We start from the raw sequence: 25,504 nt of genomic DNA, 5'->3' as shown, positions 1-25,504 counted from the left end.
CCCGCCCGATACTGGGGGCATGACGACGGCTCCAGGCACCGTGCTGGTGGTGGAGGACGAACCGAGCATCGCGGACGTTCTCGCCATCGCCCTTCGCTACCACCGCTTCGAGGTGATGGTCGCGGGCACCGTCCGCGAGGCCCTCGCGCTCGCCGAGCGCACCCGGCCGGACGCGGCGCTGCTCGACGTCATGCTCCCGGACGGGGACGGGCGCGCGCTGGGCCGCGAACTGCGCGACCGCAGGCCGGACCTGGCCCTGGTCTTCCTCACCGCGCGGGACTCGCCCGCCGAGGTCGTCGGCGCCCTCGGCTTCGGCGACGACTACATCACCAAGCCGTTCAACATCGACGAGGTCGTCGCCCGGATCACGGCGGTGCTGCGGCGCACCCGGCCGGCCGACGTCCTGCCGCAGCGGCCGCCGCTGCGCTACGGCGACCTGGAGCTGGACGAGACGACGTATAGCGTCCACCGCGCGGGCCGCAGCGTCGAACTCACCCCCACCGAGTACGCGCTGCTGCGGTTCCTGGTGCGCAACGGCGGCCGGATCGTGCCCAAGGAGCAACTGCTGCGGCACGTCTGGCAGTACGAGCACACCCCGCCCGAGTCGACCGTGGTGGAGACCTACATCAGCTATCTGCGCCGCAAACTGGACGCCCTGGGGCCACCGGTGATCACCACGCGGCGTGGTGTGGGATACGGGCTGGCATGAAGGCCCGCTGGCTGAACTGCGAACGGGGCATCCACTCGCTGCGCGCCAAGCTCACGCTGACCAATGTCGCGCTGCTCGCGCTCGGCATCGTCGCGGCGACCGCCGTCAGCCTGATGGGCATGCGGTACTACCTGCTCGACCAGGTCGACACCGAGCTGACCAAGACCCGGGAGTCGCTGGGCGGTTCGCAGCTGACGCTGCGGCAGATCGACTCGCTCAGCGTGCTGGGCTTCGTCCACGACCGGCTCGCCCCCCAGCAGACCGACGAGCGCGCGGCCCCGGACACGATCTACGCCGCCGTCGGCGCCGACGGCCACGTAGCCAGCATTCTCGGCTTCAAGCCCACCGAGGCGCAGCGCAGTCTGAGCCGGGCGGTCGGCGACCCGCACACCCTGATGGGGCACACCCGGCCGCAGGACGTCAGCGTGCACGGCGCGCCGTACCGGGTCACGGCGACACAACTGTCCGACGGCACCTACATCCTGCTGGCCAGCTCCACCGACGCCCTGCACCGGGGCATGCTGAAGGCCCTCAAACTCGACCTGACCATCGGCACCCTGCTGCTCGCCCTGCTGGCCTGTCTGACGCTGTTCAGTGTGCGGCGGCGGATGCGGCCGCTGGAGGACATGGTGGAGACGTCGTCGGCCATAGCCGAGGGCGACCTGACCCGGCGGGTGCCCTCCAGCCACCACCCCACTCAGGAGGTCGAGCAGCTGCGCCTGGCCCTCAACTCCATGCTGCACCAGGTGGAGTCGGCGTACCGGACCCGTGAGGACAGCGCGGCCCAGCTGCGCCGTTTCGTCGCCGACGCCTCGCACGAGCTGCGCACCCCGCTGTCGGCGATACGCGGCTATCTGCAGCTGTACGACAAGGGGATGCTCAGCGATCCGGACGAGCGGAAGCGGGCCTGGGAGCGGGTGCTCGCCGAGACCGACCGCATGGGGCGGCTGGTGGACGAGCTGTTGACGCTGGCCCGTCTGGACCAGCAGCCCGAACTGCGCTTTCGCAACGTCGACATCAGCCGTCTGGTGCGGGACGCCGCCCAGGACCTGCGGGCGCAGCAGCCGGACCGGCCCGTCGAGGTCGCCGCCGACGGCTCCGTGCTGGTGCGTGCGGACGAGTCGGGGCTCAGGCAGGTGCTCGGCAATCTCGTGGGCAACGTCCGCACGCACACACCGGCCGAGGTGCCGGTGCGGTTGGGCGTGCGGCGGGAGGACGGCGTGGTGCGGCTGAGTGTCGCGGACGACGGTCCGGGGCTGTGCGAGGACGACGCGGCGCGGGTCTTCGACCGGTTCTTCCGGGCCGGTGGAGGCGCGGGCAGCGGTCTCGGACTGGCCATCGTGCAGGGGGTCGTGCACGCCCACGGCGGTGAGGTGGCGGTGCGCACGGCGCCCGGGGAGGGTCTCGCGGTCACGGTCACGCTGCCGACGCGGACGGCCTCCGCGACGCCGTAGTCCCCGTACGGCGTCAGATCCAGTTCAGGCTCCACAGCCGGTAGACGCCCGTGCCGTCGTCCAGGTACTGGCTGCCGCCGACGTCGGCGTACGGCGTGAGAGCGGGTTCTTCGCGGCGGGCCGCCCCCTCACGCGCGCGTGGAGGCCAGCTCGATCACGGTGATGTCCGACGGGGCGCCCACGCGCGTGGGCGGGCCCCAGGCACCGGCGCCCCGGCTGACGTAGAGCTGGGTGTCGCCGTAGCGCTCCAGGCCCGCGACGGTGGGGTTCGCGGCCGCCGCCAGGAAGTTGCCGGGCCAGAGCTGGCCGCCGTGGGTGTGGCCGGAGAGCTGGAGGTCGACGTGGTGCCTGACGGCCTCGTGGATCTGGACGGGCTGGTGGGCGAGGAGCACGCACGCGCGTGCCGTGTCCCGGTCGCCGAGCGCCCTGCCGAAGTCGGGGCCCTGTCCCTCGCTCTCGCCCGCGATGTCGTTGACGCCGGCCAGGTCGAAGTACGGCAGTTCGGTGCGGGCGTTCTCCAGCGGGCGCAGTCCGAGCCGGCGCACCTCCTCGACCCACTGCTCGGCGCCGGAGTAGTACTCGTGGTTGCCGGTGACGAAGTAGGAGGGCGCGCGCAGCTGCCGCAACGGGGCGGCCGCCGGTCCCAGGTTCTTGACGCTGCCGTCGACCAGGTCGCCGACGACCGCGACGATGTCGGGCTGCGTGGAGTTGATCGTGTCGACGACCTGCTGCGCGAAGCCCCGGCCCAGGATCGGCCCCAGGTGGATGTCGCTGACCACCGCGATGCGGTATCCGTGCGCCGCGCGCGGCAGCTTGGCCAGCGGCACCGTGACCCGCTTGACGCGCGGCCCGCGCAGCACACCGTAGGTGCCGTAGCCGACGGTCCCCACGGCCGCCGCGGCGGCGGCACCGGCCACGACACGGGAGACGAACAGGCGGCGGGAGGGGTCGGCAACCGCAAGAGCGCTCCCGGGTTCCGCCCCGGGCTGTGCGGGCTCGCGCTCCGGCGCGGGATCCGATGCGCGCGCCCCTTCGGCCGCCGGCGCCCGTGACACGACGGCGCCCGCCGGCACCGGCTCGGCGTCCGCGGGCGCGGCGGCCGACGCGTGCGCCCGCCACTCCAGGAGCCGCCGCAGCAGCGGCCGTACGACCTCGCCCGCGACGACCGCGAGCAGCAGGTAGACGGAGAGCGCCAGCCACAGGAAGCCCGGCCAGGCCAGCACCTGCTGGAGCCAGAAGGGCGCCCCGGCCCGCTCGGCCACGATCGCGCCGACCGCCAGCGCCCAGCCGCCCGCGATCAGCGCCGCGCCCGCCCGGCGTGCGAAGCCCGCGCCCCGCGTCGTGTCGCGGAACAGGCGGCGCCACAGGTACCAGTTGGCCCCCACCAGGACGCCGAGCGCGAGCAGAGCGAAGACGATGACCACTGTGCCGTGTACCCCGCAGTCTGTTGTGTCGGTTCCTGCCGGTTCTTCGGCGTCCGTCCGGTTATGAAGTGCGGCGCAATGCGCGCAGCCCACGCAACCCGATGCCGCCGATGACCGTCCCCAATACGAAGGAGACGACCGCCAGCGTCAGATGGACCCAGAAGTACGCCGTCGGGTGGCCGTCGTCGAACGCGAGCCCGCTGCCGTCCTTGATGAGATTTTTCACGAAAGTGACCCAGATGACCCAGCTCCACACCCCGAAGGCGAGCAGGAACCAGGAGACAGGGCGGCTGAGCTTCATGCGTTCAGTATCGCCGCCGCCACTTGTGCCCCGCGCCCGGGGTGGGGAGGGCGGCGGGACTTCACGACCGGTGCCCTGTACGTTTCCGTCCGTGCCCGCACCCAAGAAGACCGTCAGGCGATCCCTTCTGATCACCTCCGCCGCCCTGTCGTCGCTCGCGTTGACCGCGCCCGTCGCCCTCGCGGCCCCCAGCCCCTCCACGAGCCCCTCGGCCACTCCGCCGGCGGGCATGTCGTCCGTGGGCGGCGCCCGGCTCGGCCGGCCCGGCACACAGGTCGATCTGGGCAGCGGCGCTCCGGTACTGCCCAAGGACGTCACCGCGCGCTCGTGGATCGTCGCGGACGCCGAGTCAGGCGAGGTCCTCGCCGCGCACAACGCGCACTGGCGGCTGCCTCCGGCGTCCACGATGAAGATGCTGTTCGCGGACACGCTGCTGCCGAAGTTCCCGCGCGGCGAGAAGCACAAGGTGGTGCCCGCGGACCTGGCGGGCATGGGCGCCGGCTCCAGCCTGGTCGGGATAAAGGAGGGCGAGACCTACACGGTCCACGACCTGTGGCTCGGCGTCTTCCTGCGCTCCGGCAACGACGCCGTGCACGTGCTGTCGGCGATGAACGACGGTGTCGGCAACACCGTCAAGGAGATGAACGCGCACGCCCAGGAGCTCCAGGCCCTCGACACGAACGTGGTCACACCCGACGGCTACGACGCCCCCAGGCAGGTCTCCTCCGCGTACGACCTGACGCTGTTCGCCCGCTCCGGCTTGCAGAAGAAGGACTTCCGCGAGTACTGCTCGACCGTGCGGGCGGAGTTCCCGGGCGAGACGAAGAAGAACAAGAAGGGCAAGACGGTCCGGGAGCCCTTCGAGATCCAGAACACCAACCGGCTGCTGGCCGGCGACACCGACATCTCCGTCTACCAGGGCATCGCGGGCGTCAAGAACGGCAACACCACCAACGCGGGCGCGACCTTCACAGGGGTCGCCGAGCGCGACGGCAGGGTGCTGCTGGTGACGGTCATGCACCCCGAGAAGGAAGAGCACAACGAGGTCTACAAGGAGACCGCCAAGCTCTTCGACTGGGGTTTCGCGGCGGCCGGGAAGGCCCGCGCGGTGGGTGAGCTGGTGCCGCCGAGGAGCACCGTCCGGGCGAGCGCCCAGCCGGGCGCCAACGCCTCGGACGGGCAGGCGGGCGGCGCCGGGAGCAACGCGTCGGCCGCCCCGGCGGCGAAGGCCGCCGGGCACACCGGCGGCGGCATGGGGACCGCGTTCGCGATCTCCGCAGGGGCGCTGGCGCTGCTCGCGGGGGCCGCGTTCCTGGTCAACCGCCGCTGGCCGCTGCCCGATCTGGTACGTCGCCGGTCTCGTCCCTGACCTTGCGCACGGTCTCCGCCCGCTCCTCCCGTTCCTCCTCGCGCACCTCCTGCTCCTCGCTCTGCGTCGCCGTCCACGCGGCGCAGAACAGGACCAGCTTCGAGGTGAAGTTGATCCACAGCAGGAGGGCTACGGGGACCCCGAAGGCGCCGTACATGCTCTTCGCGGCCACACCCTGCATGTAGCCGCTCAGCAGCGCCTTCAGCAGCTCGAAGCCGATCGCGCCGGTCAGTGCCGCGACGGTCAGGCGGCGGCGCGGCGGTTCGACGCCGGGCAGCATCGTCAGGACGTACAGGAGCAGCAGGAAGTCGGCGAACACGGCGACCGCGAACGCGGCGACGTACAGCAGGATCCCGCCCCAGCCGCCCTTCTCCAGCCCTGTCTGCCGGGTGATCCAGCCGACCATCGCCGAGGCGACGGTGGAGGCGGCGAGGGTGACCAGGACGGCGCCGCCGAGGCCCACGAGGATGCCGAGGTCCTTGGCTTTGCGCAGGAGGTAGTTCTCCTCCTGGTCGGGCATCTCCCACACCGCGCGCAGGCACTCGCGCGTCGAGCCGGCCCAGCCGATGCCGGTGAACAGCAGGGCGGCGCCGGCGATGAGTCCGATGGTGCCGGCGTTCTGGACGAGGCCGTTGATGTCGAGCTGGTCGGAGATGCCGGGCACCTGCTCGGCGATCTTGTTCTGCAGATCCGTCTGCTGCTTCTCGCTGAGCGTGGCCGCGGCGACCGTGGCGGCCACGGTGAGCAGCGGGAACAGCGCGACGAAACTCGTGAACGTCATCGCGGCGGCCAGACGGGTCCACTTCACCCGGTCCAGACGCTCGAACGACCGCCACGCGTGCGTGGCCATCAGGCTCGCCACCAGCGGCCCGACGACGGGGAGCTTCTTCAGCCAGTCCATGGTCCGACTCTGCCCTCCGTTCGGGAGACCAATGTGCGAGTACCCCCGAAAAGCCCCGGCGCGACGGTGCCGGTGACCTCGCGGCGGGCGTCTACCAGTTCGCCACCGCCAGCCCGTACATCGCCAGCCAGACCAGCCCGATGACGGCGAGGGCACGGTCGCGCAGGACGACGTCCTCCGGTTCGCCGGCGGTGCCCCGGTCGGCGAAGACGGCGTACCGCAGGACCGCGAGGACGAAGGCGACCATGGAGAGCTGGCGCCAGGGCAGCACGCCGGTGTGCGGGAGTCCGCCCTCCTCCAGGGCCCACATGCAGTAGCCGAGGACGGCGACGCCCGCGGCCAGCTGCCAGACGAAGCGCAGGTATCCGGTGGTGTACTCGGTGAGCAGCGCGCGCGTGGCGCCCGCCTTTCCGGCCATCTGGACGGCTTCGGAGTAGCGCTTGGCCGACACCATGAACAGGGCGCCGAAGCCGGTCGTGATCAGGAACCAGCGGGACAGCGGGATGCCCAGCGCGAGCCCGCCGGACACGGCCCGCATCAGGAAGCCGGTCGTGACGACCACGAGGTCCACGACCAGGACGCGCTTGAGGCTGACGCAGTACGCCAGTTGCATGCCGAGGTAGGCCGTGAGCAGTGCCGCGACGGCCGGTGAGACCAGCCAGGCCGCGGCGGCCGGCGCGAGCACGCCGAGGACGCCCGCGACGGCGTAGGCGAGCGGTACGGGGACCTGGCCGGCCGCGACCGGGCGGTGGCGCTTGGCGGGGTGGGCGCGGTCGGCGTCGGCGTCCCGGGCGTCGTTGACGAGGTAGACGGCGGCGGCGCAGGCCGTGAACAGGACGAAGACCGCGGTGAGGCGGGGGATCGCGGAGCGGGTGAAGAGCTCGCCGGCGGCCGCGGGGGCGGCGACGACCAGGAGGTTCTTGACCCACTGCTTGGGGCGTGCGGTTCTCAGCAGACCCGTGAGGAGCGTGGCGGGGGTGCGCTTCGGGGGTGGCGCGGGGGTGCGTTCGGGCGTGCGCTGTTCCACAAGCGCCGCCTCTCGGGAGCGTGCGCCGTCCGTGAGGGGCGCTGCCTCAGTCATGCGCGCCCCCTCCCACCCAGCGCGAGCCCAGGCGGGCCGTGAGCGCCCCGAGGGCCGCGCCCGCCACCACGTCCGAGGGGTGGTGGACGCCGACGACCAGCCGGGACAGGCACATCGCGGCGGCGAGTGGCGGAACGGCGTACGCGCCGAGGGCCCCGTAGACGAGGGCGGCGGCCGCGGCGGAGGTCGCGTGCGAGCTGGGGAAGGAGTGCGGGCCGAACGTGGGCGCGAGGTGTTCGACGTGTGCCGGGCGCGGGCGCCGCACCACCCTCTTCACACCCATGCTGACGAGGTGCGCTCCCCCGGTGAGCGCCGCACCGCGCAACCAGGCGCCGCGCCGCGCGCCGTCCACGGCGGCCCCGACGAGGCCCGTCACGAGCCACAGCGCACCGTGCTCGCCGGCCCGGGAAAGGGCGCGCGCGACACCGGCGACGCGCGGGTCGGCGCCGTACGCGCGGCAGGCGGAGAGGATTCGGTGGTCCAGGAGGTCCATGTGGACTCACTGTTCACGCCAACACCTCCGGAACTACGGAAATATTGGATGAAATCCCATTAATCACCCATTTCGGGGAGGCGGTTGATGTTACGTAACAGACGCCGCATATCAGGGCGATACGGTCACCGACATGTCTGCCAGCACCGCACCGGTCACCACCACCGTCACCGGATGGGGGCGGACCGCTCCCACCGCGGCCCGTCTGATCCGTCCACGGACCTACGAGGAGGCCGCGGCCGCCGTCCGGGAGTGCGGGGTCCGCGGGGGCATCCCCCGGGGCCTGGGACGCGCGTACGGCGACGCGGCGCAGAACGCCGGCGGGGCGGTGTTCGACATGACGGGCCTGGACCGGATCCACGCGATCGACGCCGACGACGGCACCGTGCTGTGCGGCGCGGGCGTGTCCCTGCACCGCCTGATGGAAGTGCTGCTGCCGCTGGGCTGGTTCGTCCCGGTGACGCCCGGCACCCGGCAGGTGACGGTCGGCGGCGCGATCGGGGCGGACATCCACGGCAAGAACCACCACGTGTCCGGCAGCTTCTCCCGGCACGTCCTGTCGTTCGAACTCCTCACCGCCGACGGCGAGATCCGCACGGTGGGCCGCGGCACCCCGCTGTTCGACGCGACCGCGGGCGGCATGGGACTGACCGGCGTGATCCTGACCGCCACCCTCGGTCTGCTGCCCGTCGAGACCTCCCTGATGTCGGTCGACACCGAGCGGGCCGGCGACCTGGACGACCTGATGGCACGTCTGACGGACACCGACCACCACTACCGCTACTCGGTCGCCTGGATCGACCTGCTGGCCCGCGGCGCCGCGACGGGCCGCGCGGTCCTGACCCGCGGCGACCACGCCCCGTTCGACGCACTGCCGGCACGCGCGCGTGCGAGGGCACTTCAGTTCCGCACCCCGCGGTTCCCGTCCGCGCCGGCCTTCCTCCCCGAGGGGCTGCTCAGCCGCACCACCGTGGGCCTGTTCAACGAGCTCTGGTACCGGAAGGCGCCCCGGGCGCGTACCGGCGAGCTGCAGCGGATCTCCACGTTCTTCCACCCCCTGGACGGCGTCCCCCACTGGAACCGCGTCTACGGCCGCGGCGGCTTCGTGCAGTACCAGTTCGTCGTCGGACACGGCCAGGAGGACACCCTGCGCCGGATCGTGCGCCGGATCGCCGAACGGCGCTGCCCGTCCTTCCTGGCCGTCCTCAAGCGGTTCGGCCCGGCCGACCCGGGCTGGCTGTCCTTCCCGCTGCCCGGCTGGACCCTGGCCCTCGACATCCCGGCCGCCCTGCCAGGTCTCGGCCCCTTCCTGGACGGGCTCGACGAGGAGGTCGCCGCGGCCGGCGGACGCGTCTACCTCGCCAAGGACTCCCGTCTGCGCCCCGAACTCCTCGCCGCGATGTACCCGCGCCTCGACGACTTCCGGGCCCTGCGCGCTCAGCTCGACCCGCGCGGAGTGTTCGTGTCGGACCTGTCCCGCCGTCTCGCCCTCTAGGAGCTGCTGTCGTGAAGGACGCCTTCGGTCTGCCCCAGTCCCTGCTCGTGCTCGGCGGTACGTCCGAGATCGCGCTCGCCACGGCGCGCCGGCTGATCGCGCGCCGCACGCGCGTGGTGTGGCTCGCCGCACGCCCCTCCCCCGCCCTGGACGCGGCCGCCGCCGAACTGCGCGCGCTGGGGCCCGAGGTGCACACCCTCGCCTTCGACGCCCTCGATCCCGGCTCGCACGAGACGGTGCTCGGCAAGGTCTTCGCGGAAGGCGACGTCGACATGGTGCTGCTCGCCTTCGGCGTCCTCGGCGACCAGGCCAACGACGAGCGCGAACCGGCCGCGGCGGTGCGGGTCGCGCAGACCAACTACACGGGCGCGGTCTCGGCGGGACTGGTGAGCGCCCGCGCGCTGCAGGCCCAGGGGCACGGCTCCCTGGTGGTGCTGTCCTCCGTGGCCGGCGAGCGGGCCCGCCGCAGCAACTTCATCTACGGCTCCAGCAAGGCCGGTCTGGACGCCTTCGCGCAGGGCCTGGGCGACGCGCTGCACGGCACCGGCGTGCACGTCATGGTCGTACGCCCCGGGTTCGTGCGTTCGAAGATGACCGCGGGACTGCCCGAGACGCCGCTCGCGACGACGCCGGAGAACGTGGCGACGGCCGTCGAACTCGGCCTGCGGCGGCGCTCGGAGACGGTGTGGGTACCCGGCATGCTGCGCGTGGTGATGGCGGCCCTCCGGCACGTCCCGCGCGGGCTGTTCCGACGGCTGACGCTCTGACCGGCGGCCGGCCGCTAACGGCTGCCGATGGTGCCGCGTTCGACGTGGCCGGCCTGCGGCGGTACGACCGTGCCGCCGAAGGCGAACTCCCGCAGCTTGCGCCACACGCCGTCCGCGCCCTGCTCGTACAGGGCGAACCCGGTGCACGACCAGTCGGCCTCGTAGTCGGCGAGTTCCTCGAAGGCGCGGTCCATCGCCTCGTCGTCGATGCCGTGGGCGACCGTGACATGCGGGTGGTACGGGAACTGCAGTTCGCGCGGTACGGGGCCGGAGGCGTCCCGGACCTGCTTCTGCAGCCAGGTGCACGCCTCGGCGCCCTCGACGACCCGGACGTAGACGACCGGGGACAGGGGCCGGAAAGTGCCGGTGCCGCACAGGCGCATCGGGAACGGGCGGCCGCTCGCGGCGACCTCGCCCAGATGCGCCTCCACGGCCGCCAGGTCACCGCCGTCGACCTCCGTCGGCGGCAGCAGGGTGACATGCGTGGGGATGCCGTGAGCAGCGGCGTCGCCGAAGCCCGCGCGCAGCTGCTGGAGCTTGCTGCCGTGTGGCTCCGGGACCGCGATCGACACTCCGATCGTTACGGTCCCCACGTCGTCTCCTGTCGTCGTGTGACGGGTCGGTCTGTCGGCCGTCGGCTATCGACTGTACGGCCACGGCTGTGCCGCGGGCAGGCGCAACCGTAGTGATGTACAGCGCTCTGCCCGGTGGTACGTGATGTTCGCCGGTGTACGTCAGTGCTTGGCGGGCAGGAAGCCCACCCTGTCGTACGCCTGGGCGAGCGTCTCGGCGGCGACGGCGCGCGCCTTCTCCGCGCCCTTGGCGAGGATCGAGTCCAGCGTCTCCGAGTCGTCCAGGTACTGCTGGGTGCGCTCCCGGAACGGCGTCACGAACTCGACCATGACCTCGGCGAGGTCCGTCTTGAGCGCGCCGTACATCTTGCCCTCGTACTCCGCCTCCAGCTCGGCGATCGCCTTGCCGGTGAGGGTGGAGTAGATGGTGAGCAGGTTGCTGACGCCCGGCTTGTTCTCCGCGTCGTAGCGGATGACGGTGTCGGTGTCGGTGACGGCGCTCTTGACCTTCTTGGCGGTGGCCTTGGGGTCGTCGAGGAGGTTGATGAGCCCCCTCGGCGTGGACGCCGACTTGCTCATCTTGATCGACGGGTCCTGAAGGTCGTAGATCTTCGCCGTCTCCTTGAGGATGTACGGCTTCGGGATCGTGAAGGTCTCGCCGAAGCGGCCGTTGAACCGCGTGGCGAGGTCGCGGGTCAGCTCGACGTGCTGGCGCTGGTCCTCGCCGACCGGGACCTCGTGCGCCTGGTAGAGCAGGATGTCGGCGACCTGGAGGATCGGGTACGTGAACAGCCCGACGCTCGCCCGGTCGGCGCCCTGCTTTGCGGACTTGTCCTTGAACTGGGTCATGCGGGAGGCCTCGCCGAAGCCGGTGAGGCAGTTCATGACCCAGGCGAGCTGGGCGTGCTCGGGGACGTGGCTCTGCACGAACAGGGTGCAGCGGTCCGGGTCGAGGCCGGCCGCGAGGAGCTGGGCGGCGGCGAGCCGGGTGTTGGCCCGCAGCTCCGCCGGGTCCTGCGGGATCGTGATCGCGTGCAGGTCGACGACCATGTAGAACGCGTCGTGGCTCTCCTGCAGGGCCACCCACTGGCGGACGGCGCCGAGGTAGTTGCCGAGGTGGAACGAGCCGGCGGTGGGCTGGATGCCGGAGAGCACGCGGGGTCGATCAGAGGCCATGTTCACCATTCTCTCAGGTTCGTGGACCCGATCCGGAACCGGCCGGAAACTGGTGGGAACCGATCCGTGCCCGGCGGTGTAACAAGGTGGGGGACGGGCGGGCGGAGCAGCGAGGGGGCGGCCGATGCGACGGCTGGGAGGACGAGCGGGGGCCGGGTGCGGGGCCCTCGTGTCGACGGTGGCGGTGTTGGCGGTGTGCGGCGCTCCGGCGGCCCACGCGGGCGGGGAGCGGGACGTCTCCGACGTGGCGATGGTCGTCGCGGGCGGTACGGGGCGGACGACCGTGCTGCGGTCCGGCGAGGCCGCCTTCGCGTGTCTGCGGCGGCTGCTGGCGCCGGCCTACACGGGCACGGAGCGGGTGCCGGAAGGCTGGACCGAGGGGCGCTATCCGCCGGTGCACTTCACCGTGGTCTGGGGGCTGAGCGGCGTCGGGGGCTGGCCGCAGACCGACCGGGCGCCGGGCGGTGACGTGGCCGTGGAGCGGCAGGACCAGCTGTTCGTGGCGGCCGACGGCACGCCCTGGGTTCGCAGCGATCCCGCGCCCGAGGTCCGCGACGACGACATCCGCTGGCATCGGGCGCCGCGTTCGGTGTTCGTGGAACTGGAGCGGGAGAAGGTGCTGAGCGGGCTGGAGGACGGGGGAAGCGGCACCGGGGGGAGCACGGGCGTCGGGAGCACCGTCGGGAGCGGCACCGGGGAGGGGCCCGCCGCGGACCGGAGCCCGGTCCGCTGGGCGCTCTCCGGGCTGGGCGCAGGGCTCGTGGCCGGCGTCGGCGGCATGCTGCTGATACGCCGCGCGGCGGCCCGGCACGGTGCCGGACCGCCGCGGGAGGAGCCACGACAGGAGCTGATCGACCTCTGACGGCCGCCGGGGGCGTCAGCCGAGGTCGATCTCCGGGTACAGCGGGAAGCCGGCCACCAGGTCCGTGGCGCGCTGGGCGATCTCCTCGGACACCTTCTCGTCGAGGACGTGGGACGCCTTGGAGGGGGCGCCCGACTTGGTGGTGCCCGGCTCGGCGGTGGTCAGGACACGGTCGATCAGGCCGGCGACCTCGTCCATCTCGGCCGTGCCCAGACCGCGGGTGGTCAGGGCGGGGGTGCCGACGCGGATGCCGGAGGTGTACCAGGCGCCGTTCGGGTCGGCCGGGATGGCGTTGCGGTTGGTGACGATGCCGGAGTCGAGGAGCGCGGCCTCGGCCTGGCGGCCGGTGAGGCCGTAGGAGGTGGCAACGTCGATCAGGTTGAGGTGGTTGTCGGTGCCGCCGGTCACCAGGGTCGCGCCCCGGCGCATCAGACCCTCGGCCAGGGCGCGGGAGTTGTCGACGATGCGCTGGGCGTAGTCCTGGAAGGCGGGCTGCCGGGCCTCGGCGAGGGCGACGGCCTTGGCGGCCATGACGTGCGGGAGCGGGCCGCCGAGGACCATCGGGCAGCCGCGGTCGACCTGGTCCTTGAGGGAGTCGTCGCACAGGACCATGCCGCCGCGCGGGCCGCGCAGCGACTTGTGGGTGGTCGTGGTGACGATCTGGGCGTGCGGGACCGGGTCGAAGTCGCCGGTGAGGACCTTGCCGGCGACGAGGCCCGCGAAGTGCGCCATGTCGACCATGAGCGTCGCGCCGACCTCGTCGGCGATCTCCCGCATGATCCGGAAGTTCACCAGCCGGGGGTAGGCCGAGTAGCCCGCGACGATGATCAGCGGCTTGAACTCGCGGGCGGACGTGCGCAGCGCCTCGTAGTCGATCAGGCCGGTGGCCGGGTCGGTGCCGTAGGAGCGCTGGTCGAACATCTTGCCGGAGATGTTCGGGCGGAAGCCGTGGGTGAGGTGGCCGCCGGCGTCCAGGGACATGCCGAGCATGCGCTGGTTGCCGAAGGCCCGGCGCAGCTCGGCCCAGTCGGCCTCGGAGAGGTCGTTGACCTGGCGGACGCCGGTCTTCTCCAGGAAGGGCGCCTCGACGCGGTCGGCGAGGACGGCCCAGAAGGCGACGAGGTTGGCGTCGATGCCGGAGTGCGGCTGTACGTAGGCGTGGCGGGCGCCGAACAGCTCGCGGGCGTGCTCGGCGGCCAGCGACTCGACGGTGTCGACGTTGCGGCAGCCGGCGTAGAAGCGGCGGCCGACGGTGCCCTCGGCGTACTTGTCGCTGAACCAGTTGCCCATCGCCAGCAGGGTGGCCGGGGAGGCGTAGTTCTCGGAGGCGATCAGCTTGAGCATCTCGCGCTGGTCGTGGACCTCCTGGCCGATGGCGTCGGCCACGCGCGGCTCGACGGCTCGGATCACGTCGAGGGCGGCGCGGAAGGCGGTGGACTCGGTGGAGAGGGAGTCGGCTGACATGAGGGACCTCCGGACGTCGGCTTTCAGCGTTCACGGTACGGCCCAGGCGCACGGCACTCACTGACTCGGGCCGCTCCCCGATGGTCGGTCCCATCCTCGGTCCCTGGCGTCACATTCCCGTCGCCAGGGACCAGCGCGCCAGTCACGGCCCACCGATCACCCTACCGGGGATGCCGTACGGCGCAGGGGTGCCGTCCATCATGCGAGCGGCGGCGTCACAGGATCACGTGCGGCAGGAAGCGGGCGTACTCGTCGGTGACCAGGCCGGAGGACTCGCGGAGGCCGAGGCCCGCCGACTCGTCCCCGACGACCCAGGCGCCGAGGACGACGTGGTGGCCGTCGAAGGCGGGCAGCGGGGCCAGCTCCTGGTAGCAGCAGGGTTCCTCGCGGGGCACGGGCTCGCTGCCGGGTTCGTGGATCGTGATGCCGGCGCCCTCGCGGCCCAGCAGCGGCTTGGCGACCCAGCCGGTCGTCGTCAGCCCGCGCGGGCCGTCCAGGTGGGCGGCGAGGAGGGTGGGGTGATCCGGGTACAGCTCCCAGAGGACCGCCAGCAGCGCCTTGTTGCTCAGCAGCATCTTCCAGGCGGGCTCGATCCACATCGTCGAGCCCGTGCCGCCGCCGTTGTCGAGGGTGTCGAGGACGTGGCCGGCGAAGGCGTCGGTGGTCAGCCACTCCCACGGGTACAGCTTGAAGCAGCTGCGGATGAAGCGGAGCCGGTTGTCGACGAAGCGGCCGGAGAGGGGGTCCCAGCCGATCTCCTCCATCGAGATCCAGTCGGTGTCCAGGCCCGCCTGCTCGGCGGTCTCCTTGAGGTAGGCGACCGTCATCAGGTCCTCGCCGAGCTCGTCGTCCGAGGAGTGCGCGAAGTGCAGGGGGCTGCCGGGCGGCAGGAGCGCGGCCTGCCTCTTCCAGGCGGCGACGAGGCGTTCGTGGAGGGAGTTCCACTGGTCGGCGCCCGGGAAGCGCTCCTTCATCCAGAACCACTGGGGGGAGGCGGCCTCCACCAGGGAGGTGGGGGTGTCGGCGTTGTACTCCAGGAGCTTCGCCGGGCCCGTGCCGTCGTAGCGGAGGTCGAAACGGCCGTAGACGGAAGGGAGTTCGGCGCGGCGCCGCCAGGCCTCGGTGACCGCCTCGGCGACGCTTGGGTCGTTGATGCCGAGGTCCGGCAGGCGCCCCTCGGCGACGATGTGGTCCGCCGCGGCGAGGCACATCCGGTGGAGTTCCTCGACGACCTCCTCCAGGGCCTCGACCTCGTCGAGGGTGAAGGAGTAGTAGGCGCTCTCGTCCCAGTACGGGCGCAGGGAGCCGTCGGGGTGGCGGGTGAGGGGGTAGATCAGACCCTGTTCCTCGACGGTTAGTTGCCAGTCCGGGCGGGGGGTGATGGTGTGTCGGCGCATGGGGGTCTCAGCCGCCGGAGCTTCCCTTGCCGCCGCCGAAGCCGCCGCGGGAGACGCCGTGGCCCGAACCGCCGGAGGACGTGCGGGGTTTGGTGAAGGAACCGCCGTCGACCCAGCCGCCCTTCTTGCTGCCCTCGTAGTACCAGGCGCCGTTGACGGAGGACTTGCCGGAGGTGCAGTTCTTGTCGGCGACGACTTTGTAGCCCTTGGCCAGGTTGTAGCTGTCGCGGTCGACGCAGCGCTTGTCCGGATCGGAGGAACACGCGGTGAGCGCGGCGGCGAGCAGGCCCATGCCGCCGAGTACGACCGTGCCCGAGCGCAGTGTCCGGCGTGCGTCCGCCATGTTCGTCTCTCCCCGTCGATGTGGCCGTGCGATGTCGGTTCGGCGGACAGCCTAGAGACAGGTAAGAGCGGTCGACGAGCCCTCCCCACTGTGGTGGCCCTCCCCTACAGTCACTTTGTGATCTTTGGGATGGTGTGCGCCCTGGGGGCGGCGGTCTGCTTCGGTACGGCCACGGTATTGCAGGCGGTCGCCGCGCGGGAGGCGACCGGGGGCGGCGGCGGGGAGGCGGCGCTGCTGCTGCGGGCGTTGCGGCAGTGGCGGTATCTGGCCGGGCTGGCGCTGGACGGGCTGGGCTTCGTGCTGCAGATCGCGGCCCTGCGGTCGATCCCCATCTACGCGGTGGCGGCGGCCCTCGCGTCGAGCCTGGCGGTGACGGGTGTGGTCGCCGCCAGGCTGCTGCACGTGCGGCTGAGCAGGCTGGAGTGGGGTGCGGTCGGCACGGTGTGCGCCGGGCTGGCGATGCTGGGCCTGGCGTCGGGCACGGAGGGCGACCGCCAGGGCTCCATGGCCCTGAAGTGGGCGATGCTCGTGATCGCGGTGGCGGTGCTGGCCCTCGGGCTGGTCGGCGGACGGTGGTCGGGGCGCGGGCGGGATCTGGTGCTGGGACTGGGAGCCGGGTTCGGGTTCGGGGTGGTCGAGGTGTCGGTGCGGCTGATCGACTCGCTCGCGCCGCTGGACCTCCTCGCCAATCCGGCGACGTACGCCCTGCTGATCGGTGGGGGCGCCGCCTTCCTGCTGCTCACCTCCGCGTTGCAGCGCGGCTCGGTGACCACGACCACCGCCGGCATGGTCATCGGCGAGACCCTCTGGCCGGCGACGGTGGGCGTGGTGTGGCTCGGCGACCGCACCCGGGAGGGGCTGACCTGGCTGGCGGTCCTCGGGTTCACCGTGGCGGTGGCGGCGGCACTGGCGCTCGCCCGGTTCGGCGAGGCGCCGGCGGAGACGGAGACGGAGACGGCGTGAGGAAACGGAGAACGCGGCCGCGCCCCCGTTACCTCGGGCATTCATCGGCCGGGTGGTCCGGAAGTGCGGAGCACAGGGCGTCCAGGGCTCCCGACCAGGCGTGGTCGGGCGGGGTTCCGTAGCCCACGACGAGGGCGTCGGGCTGTGCGTCGGTCGCCGCCGGGTGCCGGTAGCGCCGCAGCCCGTGCAGGGCGAGGCCCCGCCAGTCCGCCGCGCGCAGCGTCGCCCCCTCGGTGCCGTGCGGGAGGCGGAGCACCACGTGCAGGCCGGCCGCGATGCCGGTGGCGTGGACGTGCGGGGCGCGGCGCGCGACTTCCGCCACGAGGGCGTCACGGCGGCGCCGGTAGCGCTGCCGGGCGGCGCGTACGTGACGGTCGTAGGCGCCGGAGTCGATGAACTCGGCGAGGGTGAGCTGGTCCAGGGCCCCGCAGGTGTCGATGTGTCCCTTCGCCCGCGCCGCCTCCCGGGCGAGGCCCGGTGGCAGCACCAGCCAGGCCAGTCGCAGGCCGGGGGCGAGGGACTTGCTGGCGGTGCCCGCGTAGACGACGTGGTCGGGGTCGAGGCCCTGCAGGGCGCCGACGGGCTGGCGGTCGTAGCGGAACTCGCCGTCGTAGTCGTCCTCGACGACCACGCCGCCGGTGCGGCGCGCCCAGTCGACGACGGCCGCCCGCCGGTCGCGGTGCAGGGTGCCGCCCATCGGGAACTGGTGGGCGGGGGTGAGCAGCACGGCGGACTCGTCGGTCAACTCCCGCGGATCGGTGCCGCGTTCGTCGAACGGCAGGGGCACGGTCCGCAGTCCGGCGTCCGCGAGCAGGTCCCAGTACGCGAAGAGGCCGTACGACTCCACGGCGATCGTGCCCGCGCCGCTGCGCGCCCGCAGCACCGCGGCCAGGACGCGCAGGCCGTGCGAGATGCCGGCGCAGACCAGGATGCGTTCGGGGTCGGCGCGTACGCCGCGGGCGCGGGCCAGGTAGCCGGCGAGGGCGGTGCGCAGTTCGACGCGGCCGCGGGGGTCGCCGTAGTCGAGTGCCTTGTTCGGTGCCGTGGCCAGGGCCCGGCGGGCCGCCCTGAGCCACTGGGCGCGGGGGAAGGAGCCGAGGTCGGGGGTGCCGGGGACGAGGCTGTGGGCGGGGCCGGAGCGCGGGCGGTGCCGGGGCGTGGCATCGGTGGGGGGTACGACGGTTCGCTCGGCGACGCGGGTGCCCGAGCCCTGCCGTGCGGTCAGCCAGCCCTCCGCGACCAGGTCGGTGTAGGCCTCGGCGACCGTGTTGCGGGCGATGCCCAGGTCGGCGGCGAGGGCGCGGGAGGAGGGCAGCCGGGTGCCGGGGGCCAGCCGGCCGGTGCGTACGGCCTCGCGCAGGGCGTCGGTCAGGCCCCGGCGCAGCCCCGGTCCGGCCGGTTCCAGGTGGAGGTCCACGCCCAGAGTGGCCCAAGGTTTCGGCATGGAAATGGACCATACTCCTGGGCTGCCTCGCTCCTAGGGTCGATGGCATGACCACACACGAGGACACCGCGACCTACGCGCCCGAGCACACCCCGCGTCTGAACTGGACCGCACTCGCCCCGGACGTCTTCAAGGCCATGCTCCGGCTGGACGCGGCGGCCCGGGAGGGTCTCGACACGCGGCTGCTGGAGCTGGTGAAGATCCGCGCCTCACAGATCAACCACTGCGCCCGCTGCCTCGACATGCACACCAAGGACGCGCTGGCCGCCGGGGAGCGTCGAGCGGATCATCCAGCTCAGCGCGTGGGAGGAGTCCGCCCACTTCTACACCGAGAGGGAGCTCGCGGCCCTGGAGCTGACCGAGGCGGTGACCGTCCTCACGGACGGCTTCGTGCCCGACGCGGTGTACGAGAGGGCGGCCAAGCACTTCGAGGAGGCGGAACTGGCCCGGCTGATCGCCGCGATCGCGGTGATCAACGCCTGGAACCGGTTCGGCGTCGCCTGCCGGGGCGAGGTCGGCCACTACCAGCCGGGGCAGTACAAGTGACCGCCCGGACACAGCTGTTGGACCCGGCGGTGGGCAAGGCCATGTCGGCGCTGAGTGCCGCCGCGAAGAAGGGCCTCGGCGACCCCGCCCTGGCCGAACTGGTCGTCATCCGGGCCTCGCAGCTCAACCACTGCGCCTTCTGCCTGGACATGCACCTCGCCCTCGCCCGCAGGCACGGCGTGGCGGAGAAGCAGCTGGACCTGCTGGCCGCCTGGGAGGAGGCCGGGGACGATGTCTTCGACGAGCGGGAGCGAGCCGCGCTCGCCCTGACGGAGGCGGTGACCGTCCTGACGGAGGGCTTCGTGCCGGACGCGGTGTACGAGAGGGCGGCCCGGCACTTCGACGAGGCCGGGCTCGCGCATCTCGTCGCCCTGGTCGTCGCCATCAACAACTGGAACCGGGTGATGGTCGCGCGCCGGATCCTGCCGGGGGGATACACGCCGTGAGCAAAGTGGAAGCGTTCCGAGCCCTGCACAGGGGCCGTCTGCCGGGTGACCCGCTGGTCCTGCCCGGGCCCTGGGACGCGGTCAGCGCGCGGGCCTTCGTGGAGGCCGGGTTCCCGGCGCTCGCCACGCCCAGCGCGGGGATCGCCGCGTCCCTCGGGTACGCGGACGGGGCCACGCCGGCCGACGAGATGTTCGCCGCGGTGGCGCGCGTCTGCCGGGCCGTGGACGTGCCCGTGTCGGCCGACGTCGAGGACGGGTACGGGCTGGCGCCGAAGGAGCTGGTGGAGCGGCTGCTGGAGGCCGGTGCCGTGGGCTGCAATCTGGAGGACTCCGCCGGGGGCGCCCTCAAGAACCCGCACGCGCACGCCGAGCGGCTGGCCGAGGTGCGGTACGCGGCCGGTGACCGGTTGTTCGTCAACGCCCGGGTGGACATCTTCGTCCACGGCGACGGCGATCCCGAACGGGCCATCGAGCGGGCCGCGTTGTACGTCGCCGCGGGCGCCGACTGCGTCTATCCGATCGGCGCCCCGACGGACGTACTGCCCCTGCTGCGGTCCGGCATCCAGGGGCCGATCAACGTGTACGGCAAGCCGGAGGGCGGCCCCACGCCCACCGAGCTCGGTGAACTCGGGGCCACCCGCGTCACGTTCGGGCCGGCGCTGCAGCGCTGGACGGCGCTGGCGCTGCAGGGGATGGCCGGCGAGCTGAAGAAGCGGATGTGATCGGGGACAGCCGTGCTTCCCGGATCAGGACAACCATGCCTTCCAGGTGGAGGCGTGGCCGTCCACCCACTTCTTCGCGGCCTGCTCCGGCGACAGCTTCTGGTCGGCGATCATCAGGGAGACCTCGTTCTGGTCCTCGGTCGTCCACTTGAACTTCTTCAGGAAGGCCGCCGCCCTCCCGCCGTTCTCCGCGAAGCCGGCGTTGAGGTACTTCTGCAGCGGGGTGTGCGGGTAGGCGCAGGCGACCTTCGCCGGGTCCGCGTCGCAGCCCTCCTTGTACGGCGGCAGCTTCACCTCGGTCATGGGGACCTTCTCGAACAGCCACTGGGGTGCGTACCAGTACGACAGGAAGGGCTTCTTCTCCTTGGCGAACTGCTTCATCTGCGTGATCTGCGCCGCCTCGGACCCGGCGAACACCACCTGGTAGTTCAGCTTCAGGTTCTTCACCAGCGCCTTGTCGTTGGTGACGTAGGACGGGGAGCCGTCCATCAGCTGGCCCTTGCCGCCGCTCTCCGCGGTGCGGAAGAGCGAGGCGTACTTGTTGAGGTTCTTCCAGTTCGTGATGTCGGGGTGCTGCTTGACCAGGTAGGTCGGCACGTACCAGCCGATGTGGCCGGTCACGCCGAGGCCGCCGGCGCGGGCGATGGTCTTCTTGTCGGTGACGTACCGCTTCTCCTGGTCGGGGTGGCCCCAGTCCTCCAGGATCGCGTCGACCCGGCCCTGGCTGAGCGCGTCCCAGGCGGGGACCTCGTCGACCTGGACGGTGTCGACGCGGTAGCCCAGCTTGTGCTCCAGCAGGTACTGGGCGACGGCGACGTTGGCCTGCGCGCCGACCCAGGACTGCACGGACAGGGTCACGCTCTTGGTGCCCCCGGCGTTGGCGAAGGGGGACGCCTGCTTGGTCATGTCGGCGGCGCCGCAGCCGGTGAGCAGCGCCAGCGAGGCGACCGCGGCGGTCGTGGTGATGCGCAGTCGCATGTCACGCTCCCTTCGTCGCGCGGCGTTCGGTCGGCTGGGTCACCCGGTCGAGCATCAGCCCCAGGCAGACGATCGCCGCTCCCGCCACCAGTCCGGTCGCCAGGTCGCCCTGCGCGAGGCCGAACACGACGTCGTAGCCGAGCGCGCCTCCGCCGACCAGGCCGCCGATGATGACGACGGCGAGGACGAGGACCACGCCCTGGTTGACGGCGAGCAGCAACGCGGGCCGGGCGAGCGGGAGCTGGACCTGGCGCAGTTGCTGGGCGGGGGTCGCGCCGAGTGAGCGGGCCGACTCCAGGGCGGCCGGGTCGACCTGCCGCAGCCCCTGCGTGGTGATGCGGACGACGGCCGGCAGCGCGTAGACGACGGCCGCCGCCACGGCGGGCGCGCGGCCCACGCCGAACAGGGCCACGACCGGGATGAGGTACACGAACTGCGGCATCGTCTGGAAGACGTCCAGGACCGGCCTGAGCAGCCGCTCGAAGCGGTCGCTGCGGGCCGCCGCGATACCGGTGGCGAAGCCGAGCACGAGGGTGACGGCGACGGCCGCCAGCACCTGGGAGAGGGTGTCGAGGGACGGCTTCCACACGCCCAGGACACCGATGGCGGCCATGGCGAGGACGGCGGTCAGGGCGGTGCGCCAGGTGCCGATCAGCCAGGCCAGGGCGGCGACCACGAGCAGCACCGACCACCAGGGCAGCCACTGCAGGCCGCCGCGGACCGGGTCGAGGACCCAGGTGGTGAAGTGGCCGGCCCAGTCGGCGGTGCCGCCCACGACGGGCACGCCCGAATAGAGGTGCGCGGTCATCCAGTCGACGGCCCGGTTCACCGGGTCGGCGATGTTCAGCGTCCAGGAGCCGGGCCAGTCGAGACGGCCCGCCAGACGTCCGGCGAGCGCCACGGCGACGGCGGCGACGGCCGCGTAGAGCCAGCCGCGCCGGGTGTTCTCGCGCTCCTCGCCGGCGTGTTCGCCGGCCGCGCAGGTAACGCGGTCCAGGACGACGGCCAGCAGCACGATCGGGATGCCGGCGGCGAGGGCCGCGCCGACGTCGACCGAGGCCAGCGCCTGGTAGACGCGGTCACCGAGGCCGGCGGCGCCGATGACGGACGCGATGACCGCCATGGACAGGGCCATCATGATCGTCTGGTTGAGGCCGAGGAGGAGTTCCTTGCGGGCCAGCGGCAGACGGGCGGTCAGCAGGCGCTGGCGGGCGGTGGCGCCGAGCGAGTCGACGGCTTCGAGGACCTCCTTGTCGGCGCCGCGCAGACCGAGCGAGGTGAGGCGGGCCATCGGCGGGGCGGCGTAGACGACGGTGGCGAGGACGGCCGCGGGCACGCCGATGCCGAAGACCAGCACGACGGGCAGCAGGTAGGCGAAGGCGGGCAGGACCTGCATGGTGTCCAGGACCGGGCGCAGGGCGCGTTCGAGGCGGTCGGAGAGGCCGGCGCCCAGGCCCAGCAGCACGCCGACCAGCACCGACGCCAGGACGGCCACGACCATCAGGGCGAGCGTCTGCATCGTCGGGATCCACATGCCGAGCAGGCCGCAGGCGAGGAACGCCGCCGCGGTGCCGAGGGCCAGTTTCACGCCGGCGACCCGCCAGGCCACGAGGGCGCCGACCGCGGTGACGCCGGCCCAGCCCGCGGCCAGCAGGACCAGGTAGACGGCGCGTACGCAGATGACGACCGCGTTGCTGACGTAGCCGAAGCCGTACAGGAACAGCGGGTGGCTGTCGCGGTTGTCGATGATCCAGTCGCTGACGTGGGTCAGCGGCGTGGAGAGGTCGACGGTGAGGGCGGCGGGCCAACTGCCGCTGGCCCAGCGGGCGTCGGCGAGCGGCACGAGGACCGCCGCGGCCAGCGCGAGGAGCAGGAGTTTGTGCACGGCCCGGTGTTTCAGGACGGCGGGCACGGCAACCCGGGGGGCGGACGTGGTGAGGGTCGCCATCACGCCGCCTCCTTCCGCGGCTCCGTTCCGGCGACGACACCGAGGAGCCTTTCGTGGTCGACGACACCGACGCAGCGTCCGTCGTCCACGACGCAGGCCGGCTTGCCGCTGCGGGCGACGACCTTGATCGCGTCGGCGACGAGCTCGCCGGGCGCCAGGGCCCCGGGGTGCTCGCGGCCGCCGCAGTCACCGGGGCGCATGGCGGTGCGCACGGTCATGACCTGGTCGCGGGAGACGTCCCGGACGAACTCGCGGACGTAGTCGTCGGCCGGGCTGCCCACGATCTGTTCCGGGGTGCCCAGCTGCACCACGCGGCCGTCGCGCATCAGGGCGATGCGGTCGCCGAGCTTGAGGGCCTCGCTCAGGTCGTGCGTGATGAAGACCATCGTGCGGCCCTCCTCGCGGTGCAGTCGGATCACCTCCTCCTGCATGTCGCGCCGGATCAGCGGGTCGAGGGCGCTGAACGGCTCGTCGAACAGCAGGACCTCCGGGTCCACCGCCAACGCGCGTGCCAGGCCGACGCGTTGGCGCTGACCGCCGGAGAGCTGGCCGGGGCGGCGCTGCTCCATGCCCTCCAGGCCGACCTTGGCGACGACCTCGGCGGCGCGCTCGCGGCGCTCGGCCTTGGCCACGCCCTGGATCTCCAGGCCGTACGCCACGTTGTCGATGACCGTGCGGTGCGGCAGCAGGCCGAAGTGCTGGAAGACCATCGCGGCCCGATGGCGGCGCAGTTCGCGCAGCCGGGACCGGTCCATGGCGCGGACGTCCTCGCCGTCGATGGCGATCGTGCCGGCCGTCGGCTCGATGAGCCGGGTTAGGCAGCGCACCAGCGTGGACTTGCCGGAGCCGGACAGGCCCATGACCACGAAGACCTCGCCCTTGCGCACGTCGAAGGAGACGTCGCGGACGGCGGCCGTGCAGCCGGTTCGGGCGCGCAGCTCGGCGGGGTCGAGGGCGGTCAGTTCGGGGTCGTCCGGAATCCGGTCGGCTTTGGGGCCGAAGACCTTCCACAGGCCGTCGACGGAGAAGACCGGTTCGCCCACGGCCGTTTCGTCCGTGCTCGTCGTGTCCAGGGTCGTACTCATCACGCACCGCCTCCGATCAAATCGACGGCCCTCTCCCCGACCATGAGGACCCCGATCATCGGGTTCACCGCGGTCATCGTCGGGAAGACCGAGGCGTCCGCGATACGGATGCCGTCCAGGCCTCGAATCCTCAACTCCGGGTCTACAACGGTCATTTCGTCGTCGGCCGCGCCCATCTTGCAGGTGCCCGCGGGGTGGTACACGGTGTGCGCGACCTTGCGGGCGTACTCGCTGAGCTCCTCGTCGCCGGTCACCTCCGGGCCCGGGCAGACCTCGCGCCTGAGCCAGCCGGCCAGCGGCTCGGTGCGCGCGATCTCACGGGCGATGCGGATGCCGTCGACCAGCGTCCGGGCGTCGTAGTCGTCCTCGTCCGTGAAGTAGCGGAAGTCCAGGGCCGGCTTGACCGACGGGTCCGCGCTGGTCAGGTACAGCCGGCCGCGGCTCTTGGGCTTGGGGATGTTCGGGGTCATCGAGACGCCGAAGTCAGGCTTCTCGTAGCCCAGTCGCTCCGGGTTGTCGGTGAAGGGGACCTGGTAGAAGTGGAACATCAGGTCCGGGCCCGCGTGGTCGGGGTCGCGGCGCACGAACAGTCCGGCGTCGCTGTCCATCGCGGAGTTCTCCGGGATCGGGCCGTCGGTCTCCCAGACGATCACCGACTCCGGGTGGTCGAGCAGGTTCTCGCCGACGCCCGGCAGGTCGTGCGCGACGGGGATGCCGAGCGCCTCCAGGTCGGCGCGGGGGCCGATGCCGGAGTGCAGCAGCAGCCGCGGGGAGTCCACGGCGCCGGCGCACAGGACGACCTCGCGGCGGGCACGTATGAGCAGGTCCTCGCCGTCCTTGGTGCGCACGTGCACGCCCTCGGCGCGGGTGCCGTCCAGCTTCAGCCGGTGGGCCCAGGTCTCCAGCAAAAGCGTCAGGTTGGGGCGCTCGTCCATCACCGGGTGCAGATACGCCACCGACGCGGACGACCGCTTGTTGTTCTCGGGGTGGTAGGCGAGGTCGAAGAAGCCGGCGCCGTCGTCGAAGGGCTTGGTGTTGAAGCCCTCGACGCGGGGGACGCCGAGCGCCTTCTGCGCCGCGTCGACGAAGTCGCGGGCGATGGCGTTGCGGTCCTTCTCGTCGACCGGGACGATGTTGTTCTTCAGCCGCGCGTAGTACGCCTCCATCTGCACCGGGCCCCAGCCCTTGGCGCCCGCCTGCTCCCACTCCTCCCAGTCGGAGGGCAGCGGCTTGAAGGCGATGAGCGTGTTGTGGGACGAGCAGCCGCCCAGGACGCGGGCGCGGCTGTGCCGGATGTGCGAGTTGCCGCGGGGCTGCTCGGTGGTCGGGTAGTCGTAGTCGAGTTCGCCGCCGAGCAGGCCCATCCAGCGGCGCAGCGTCAGCACGTCCTCGCGGCCGACGTCGTTGGGGCCGCCCTCGATGACGGCGACGGTGATGTCGGGGTTCTCGGTGAGGCGGGAGGCGATGACGGAGCCCGCCGTACCGCCGCCGATGACGACGTAGTCGTAGGTGTGGTGGTTCTCGGGCATGGGGGTTGCTCCAGGGGGGCCAGTGGTCGGTCGGG

At 72.3% G+C, this 25,504-nt stretch carries 24 protein-coding genes and 1 pseudogene; 10 read left to right on the top strand and 15 right to left on the bottom strand.

The genetic code is table 11. The features are described from left to right. Positions 1 to 19: 19 nt before the first annotated feature. Positions 20 to 709, top strand: a complete 690-nt coding sequence (locus FBY22_RS01405) for a response regulator transcription factor (RefSeq protein WP_142142061.1) — start codon at positions 20 to 22, stop codon at positions 707 to 709. Continuing rightward, a complete protein-coding gene (locus FBY22_RS01400) occupies positions 706 to 2,163 on the top strand; it encodes a cell wall metabolism sensor histidine kinase WalK (protein WP_142142060.1) in 1,458 nt (485 codons plus the stop codon). The genes FBY22_RS01405 and FBY22_RS01400 overlap by 4 nt, the downstream gene beginning before the upstream one ends. 128 nt (positions 2,164 to 2,291) lie before the next feature. Here the strand turns inward: FBY22_RS01400 and FBY22_RS01395 are convergent, their stop codons facing one another. Then, positions 2,292 to 3,587 (bottom strand): metallophosphoesterase, encoded by a 1,296-nt coding sequence (locus FBY22_RS01395; protein WP_142142059.1) that lies wholly within the window; start codon positions 3,585 to 3,587, stop codon positions 2,292 to 2,294. A 61-nt stretch (positions 3,588 to 3,648) separates the two neighbouring features. Then, positions 3,649 to 3,888 (bottom strand): SCO4848 family membrane protein, encoded by a 240-nt coding sequence (locus FBY22_RS01390; RefSeq protein ID WP_058923639.1) that lies wholly within the window; start codon positions 3,886 to 3,888, stop codon positions 3,649 to 3,651. Positions 3,889 to 3,979: 91 nt separating this feature from the next. On the opposite strand from FBY22_RS01390, the gene FBY22_RS01385 reads away from it, so the two are divergent. Then, positions 3,980 to 5,257 carry a D-alanyl-D-alanine carboxypeptidase family protein gene (locus FBY22_RS01385; RefSeq protein ID WP_260844682.1) on the top strand — a complete coding sequence of 426 codons (1,278 nt, stop codon included), beginning with the start codon at positions 3,980 to 3,982 and terminating at the stop codon, positions 5,255 to 5,257. On the opposite strand, the gene FBY22_RS01380 is transcribed toward FBY22_RS01385, so the two are convergent. From FBY22_RS01380 to FBY22_RS01370, 3 genes are all read right to left on the bottom strand, one after another. Continuing rightward, a complete protein-coding gene (locus tag FBY22_RS01380; RefSeq protein WP_142142057.1) occupies positions 5,205 to 6,158 on the bottom strand; it encodes a YihY/virulence factor BrkB family protein in 954 nt (317 codons plus the stop codon). The two genes, FBY22_RS01385 and FBY22_RS01380, sit on opposite strands and share 53 nt — an antisense overlap. Before the next feature lie 91 nt (positions 6,159 to 6,249). Beyond that, a complete protein-coding gene (locus tag FBY22_RS01375) occupies positions 6,250 to 7,239 on the bottom strand; it encodes a decaprenyl-phosphate phosphoribosyltransferase (protein WP_142142056.1) in 990 nt (329 codons plus the stop codon). Then, entirely contained in the window at positions 7,232 to 7,732 is a 501-nt protein-coding gene (locus FBY22_RS01370) for a phosphatase PAP2 family protein (protein WP_142142055.1), read from the bottom strand. The genes FBY22_RS01375 and FBY22_RS01370 overlap by 8 nt, the downstream gene beginning before the upstream one ends. Before the next feature lie 133 nt (positions 7,733 to 7,865). On the opposite strand from FBY22_RS01370, the gene FBY22_RS01365 reads away from it, so the two are divergent. Both FBY22_RS01365 and FBY22_RS01360 read left to right on the top strand, forming a co-directional pair. Further along, positions 7,866 to 9,227, top strand: a complete 1,362-nt coding sequence (locus FBY22_RS01365; RefSeq protein ID WP_142142054.1) for an FAD-binding oxidoreductase — start codon at positions 7,866 to 7,868, stop codon at positions 9,225 to 9,227. Positions 9,228 to 9,238: 11 nt separating this feature from the next. Continuing rightward, positions 9,239 to 9,994 (top strand): decaprenylphospho-beta-D-erythro-pentofuranosid-2-ulose 2-reductase, encoded by a 756-nt coding sequence (locus tag FBY22_RS01360; protein WP_142142053.1) that lies wholly within the window; start codon positions 9,239 to 9,241, stop codon positions 9,992 to 9,994. Positions 9,995 to 10,008: 14 nt separating this feature from the next. Here FBY22_RS01360 and FBY22_RS01355 read toward each other — a convergent pair whose 3' ends face one another. Together FBY22_RS01355 and trpS are read right to left on the bottom strand one after the other, a co-directional pair. After that, entirely contained in the window at positions 10,009 to 10,587 is a 579-nt protein-coding gene (locus FBY22_RS01355) for a 2'-5' RNA ligase family protein (protein WP_142142052.1), read from the bottom strand. Positions 10,588 to 10,728: 141 nt separating this feature from the next. After that, on the bottom strand, positions 10,729 to 11,742 hold the full coding sequence (trpS, locus tag FBY22_RS01350) for a tryptophan--tRNA ligase (protein WP_142142051.1): 1,014 nt from the start codon (positions 11,740 to 11,742) through the stop codon (positions 10,729 to 10,731). A gap of 124 nt (positions 11,743 to 11,866) precedes the next feature. Between trpS and FBY22_RS01345 the strand changes: the two genes are divergently transcribed. After that, on the top strand, positions 11,867 to 12,604 hold the full coding sequence (locus FBY22_RS01345; RefSeq protein ID WP_142142050.1) for a hypothetical protein: 738 nt from the start codon (positions 11,867 to 11,869) through the stop codon (positions 12,602 to 12,604). Positions 12,605 to 12,619: 15 nt separating this feature from the next. Here FBY22_RS01345 and FBY22_RS01340 read toward each other — a convergent pair whose 3' ends face one another. The 3 genes from FBY22_RS01340 to FBY22_RS01330 all read right to left on the bottom strand — a co-directional run bounded on the left by FBY22_RS01340 (position 12,620) and on the right by FBY22_RS01330 (position 15,808). Next, positions 12,620 to 14,068 (bottom strand): glycine hydroxymethyltransferase, encoded by a 1,449-nt coding sequence (locus FBY22_RS01340; protein ID WP_142142049.1) that lies wholly within the window; start codon positions 14,066 to 14,068, stop codon positions 12,620 to 12,622. A 215-nt stretch (positions 14,069 to 14,283) separates the two neighbouring features. Continuing rightward, positions 14,284 to 15,465 (bottom strand): glutathionylspermidine synthase family protein, encoded by a 1,182-nt coding sequence (locus FBY22_RS01335; protein WP_142142048.1) that lies wholly within the window; start codon positions 15,463 to 15,465, stop codon positions 14,284 to 14,286. Positions 15,466 to 15,472: 7 nt separating this feature from the next. Further along, entirely contained in the window at positions 15,473 to 15,808 is a 336-nt protein-coding gene (locus FBY22_RS01330; protein WP_142142047.1) for a hypothetical protein, read from the bottom strand. 129 nt (positions 15,809 to 15,937) lie between these two features. Between FBY22_RS01330 and FBY22_RS01325 the strand changes: the two genes are divergently transcribed. Beyond that, positions 15,938 to 16,771, top strand: coding sequence for a DMT family transporter (locus tag FBY22_RS01325; protein WP_142147264.1), 834 nt, complete (start codon positions 15,938 to 15,940; stop codon positions 16,769 to 16,771). A 28-nt stretch (positions 16,772 to 16,799) separates the two neighbouring features. Here the strand turns inward: FBY22_RS01325 and FBY22_RS01320 are convergent, their stop codons facing one another. After that, a complete protein-coding gene (locus FBY22_RS01320) occupies positions 16,800 to 18,215 on the bottom strand; it encodes a PLP-dependent aminotransferase family protein (protein ID WP_142142046.1) in 1,416 nt (471 codons plus the stop codon). A gap of 47 nt (positions 18,216 to 18,262) precedes the next feature. Here FBY22_RS01320 and FBY22_RS01315 point away from each other — a divergent pair. The 3 genes and pseudogenes from FBY22_RS01315 to FBY22_RS01305 all read left to right on the top strand — a co-directional run bounded on the left by FBY22_RS01315 (position 18,263) and on the right by FBY22_RS01305 (position 19,929). Further along, positions 18,263 to 18,761 (top strand): annotated as a pseudogene (locus FBY22_RS01315) (carboxymuconolactone decarboxylase family protein). Next, positions 18,758 to 19,207, top strand: coding sequence for a carboxymuconolactone decarboxylase family protein (locus FBY22_RS01310; RefSeq protein ID WP_142142045.1), 450 nt, complete (start codon positions 18,758 to 18,760; stop codon positions 19,205 to 19,207). Before FBY22_RS01315 ends, FBY22_RS01310 begins: the two are co-directional and overlap by 4 nt. Next, positions 19,204 to 19,929: an isocitrate lyase/phosphoenolpyruvate mutase family protein gene (locus tag FBY22_RS01305; RefSeq protein WP_142142044.1), complete on the top strand. Its 726-nt coding sequence runs from the start codon at positions 19,204 to 19,206 to the stop codon at positions 19,927 to 19,929. Before FBY22_RS01310 ends, FBY22_RS01305 begins: the two co-directional genes overlap by 4 nt. A 24-nt stretch (positions 19,930 to 19,953) precedes the next feature. On the opposite strand, the gene FBY22_RS01300 is transcribed toward FBY22_RS01305, so the two are convergent. From FBY22_RS01300 to FBY22_RS01285, 4 genes are read right to left on the bottom strand one after another with little or no spacing between them, the layout of a single operon-like run. Next, a complete protein-coding gene (locus FBY22_RS01300) occupies positions 19,954 to 20,907 on the bottom strand; it encodes an ABC transporter substrate-binding protein (protein WP_174267062.1) in 954 nt (317 codons plus the stop codon). A gap of 1 nt (position 20,908) precedes the next feature. Beyond that, positions 20,909 to 22,855: a proline/glycine betaine ABC transporter permease gene (locus FBY22_RS01295; protein WP_142142043.1), complete on the bottom strand. Its 1,947-nt coding sequence runs from the start codon at positions 22,853 to 22,855 to the stop codon at positions 20,909 to 20,911. Beyond that, entirely contained in the window at positions 22,855 to 23,940 is a 1,086-nt protein-coding gene (locus FBY22_RS01290; protein ID WP_142142042.1) for a glycine betaine/L-proline ABC transporter ATP-binding protein, read from the bottom strand. The genes FBY22_RS01295 and FBY22_RS01290 overlap by 1 nt, the downstream gene beginning before the upstream one ends. Further along, positions 23,940 to 25,469: a GMC family oxidoreductase gene (locus tag FBY22_RS01285; protein WP_142142041.1), complete on the bottom strand. Its 1,530-nt coding sequence runs from the start codon at positions 25,467 to 25,469 to the stop codon at positions 23,940 to 23,942. Before FBY22_RS01285 ends, FBY22_RS01290 begins: the two co-directional genes overlap by 1 nt. Between the last annotated feature and the right edge of the window lie 35 nt (positions 25,470 to 25,504).

The organism is Streptomyces sp. SLBN-31 (assembly GCF_006715395.1).
In the GTDB taxonomy this organism is placed as follows: Bacteria; Actinomycetota; Actinomycetes; order Streptomycetales; family Streptomycetaceae; genus Streptomyces.
This window is presented reverse-complemented; position numbering and strand designations above follow the sequence as displayed.

Coding starts and splice junctions, on each gene's coding strand:
- FBY22_RS01400 (WP_142142060.1), top strand. CDS start 706: ATGAAGGCCCGCTGGCTGAACTGCGAACGGGGCATCCACTCGCTGCGC.
- FBY22_RS01285 (WP_142142041.1), bottom strand. CDS start 25,469: ATGCCCGAGAACCACCACACCTACGACTACGTCGTCATCGGCGGCGGT.
- FBY22_RS01340 (WP_142142049.1), bottom strand. CDS start 14,068: ATGTCAGCCGACTCCCTCTCCACCGAGTCCACCGCCTTCCGCGCCGCC.
- FBY22_RS01405 (WP_142142061.1), top strand. CDS start 20: ATGACGACGGCTCCAGGCACCGTGCTGGTGGTGGAGGACGAACCGAGC.
- FBY22_RS01325 (WP_142147264.1), top strand. CDS start 15,938: ATGGTGTGCGCCCTGGGGGCGGCGGTCTGCTTCGGTACGGCCACGGTA.
- FBY22_RS01375 (WP_142142056.1), bottom strand. CDS start 7,239: ATGACTGAGGCAGCGCCCCTCACGGACGGCGCACGCTCCCGAGAGGCG.
- FBY22_RS01345 (WP_142142050.1), top strand. CDS start 11,867: ATGCGACGGCTGGGAGGACGAGCGGGGGCCGGGTGCGGGGCCCTCGTG.
- FBY22_RS01365 (WP_142142054.1), top strand. CDS start 7,866: ATGTCTGCCAGCACCGCACCGGTCACCACCACCGTCACCGGATGGGGG.
- FBY22_RS01295 (WP_142142043.1), bottom strand. CDS start 22,855: ATGGCGACCCTCACCACGTCCGCCCCCCGGGTTGCCGTGCCCGCCGTC.
- FBY22_RS01320 (WP_142142046.1), bottom strand. CDS start 18,215: ATGCCGAAACCTTGGGCCACTCTGGGCGTGGACCTCCACCTGGAACCG.
- FBY22_RS01370 (WP_142142055.1), bottom strand. CDS start 7,732: ATGGACCTCCTGGACCACCGAATCCTCTCCGCCTGCCGCGCGTACGGC.
- FBY22_RS01335 (WP_142142048.1), bottom strand. CDS start 15,465: ATGCGCCGACACACCATCACCCCCCGCCCGGACTGGCAACTAACCGTC.
- trpS (WP_142142051.1), bottom strand. CDS start 11,742: ATGGCCTCTGATCGACCCCGCGTGCTCTCCGGCATCCAGCCCACCGCC.
- FBY22_RS01300 (WP_174267062.1), bottom strand. CDS start 20,907: ATGCGACTGCGCATCACCACGACCGCCGCGGTCGCCTCGCTGGCGCTG.
- FBY22_RS01390 (WP_058923639.1), bottom strand. CDS start 3,888: ATGAAGCTCAGCCGCCCTGTCTCCTGGTTCCTGCTCGCCTTCGGGGTG.
- FBY22_RS01380 (WP_142142057.1), bottom strand. CDS start 6,158: ATGGACTGGCTGAAGAAGCTCCCCGTCGTCGGGCCGCTGGTGGCGAGC.
- FBY22_RS01290 (WP_142142042.1), bottom strand. CDS start 23,940: ATGAGTACGACCCTGGACACGACGAGCACGGACGAAACGGCCGTGGGC.
- FBY22_RS01330 (WP_142142047.1), bottom strand. CDS start 15,808: ATGGCGGACGCACGCCGGACACTGCGCTCGGGCACGGTCGTACTCGGC.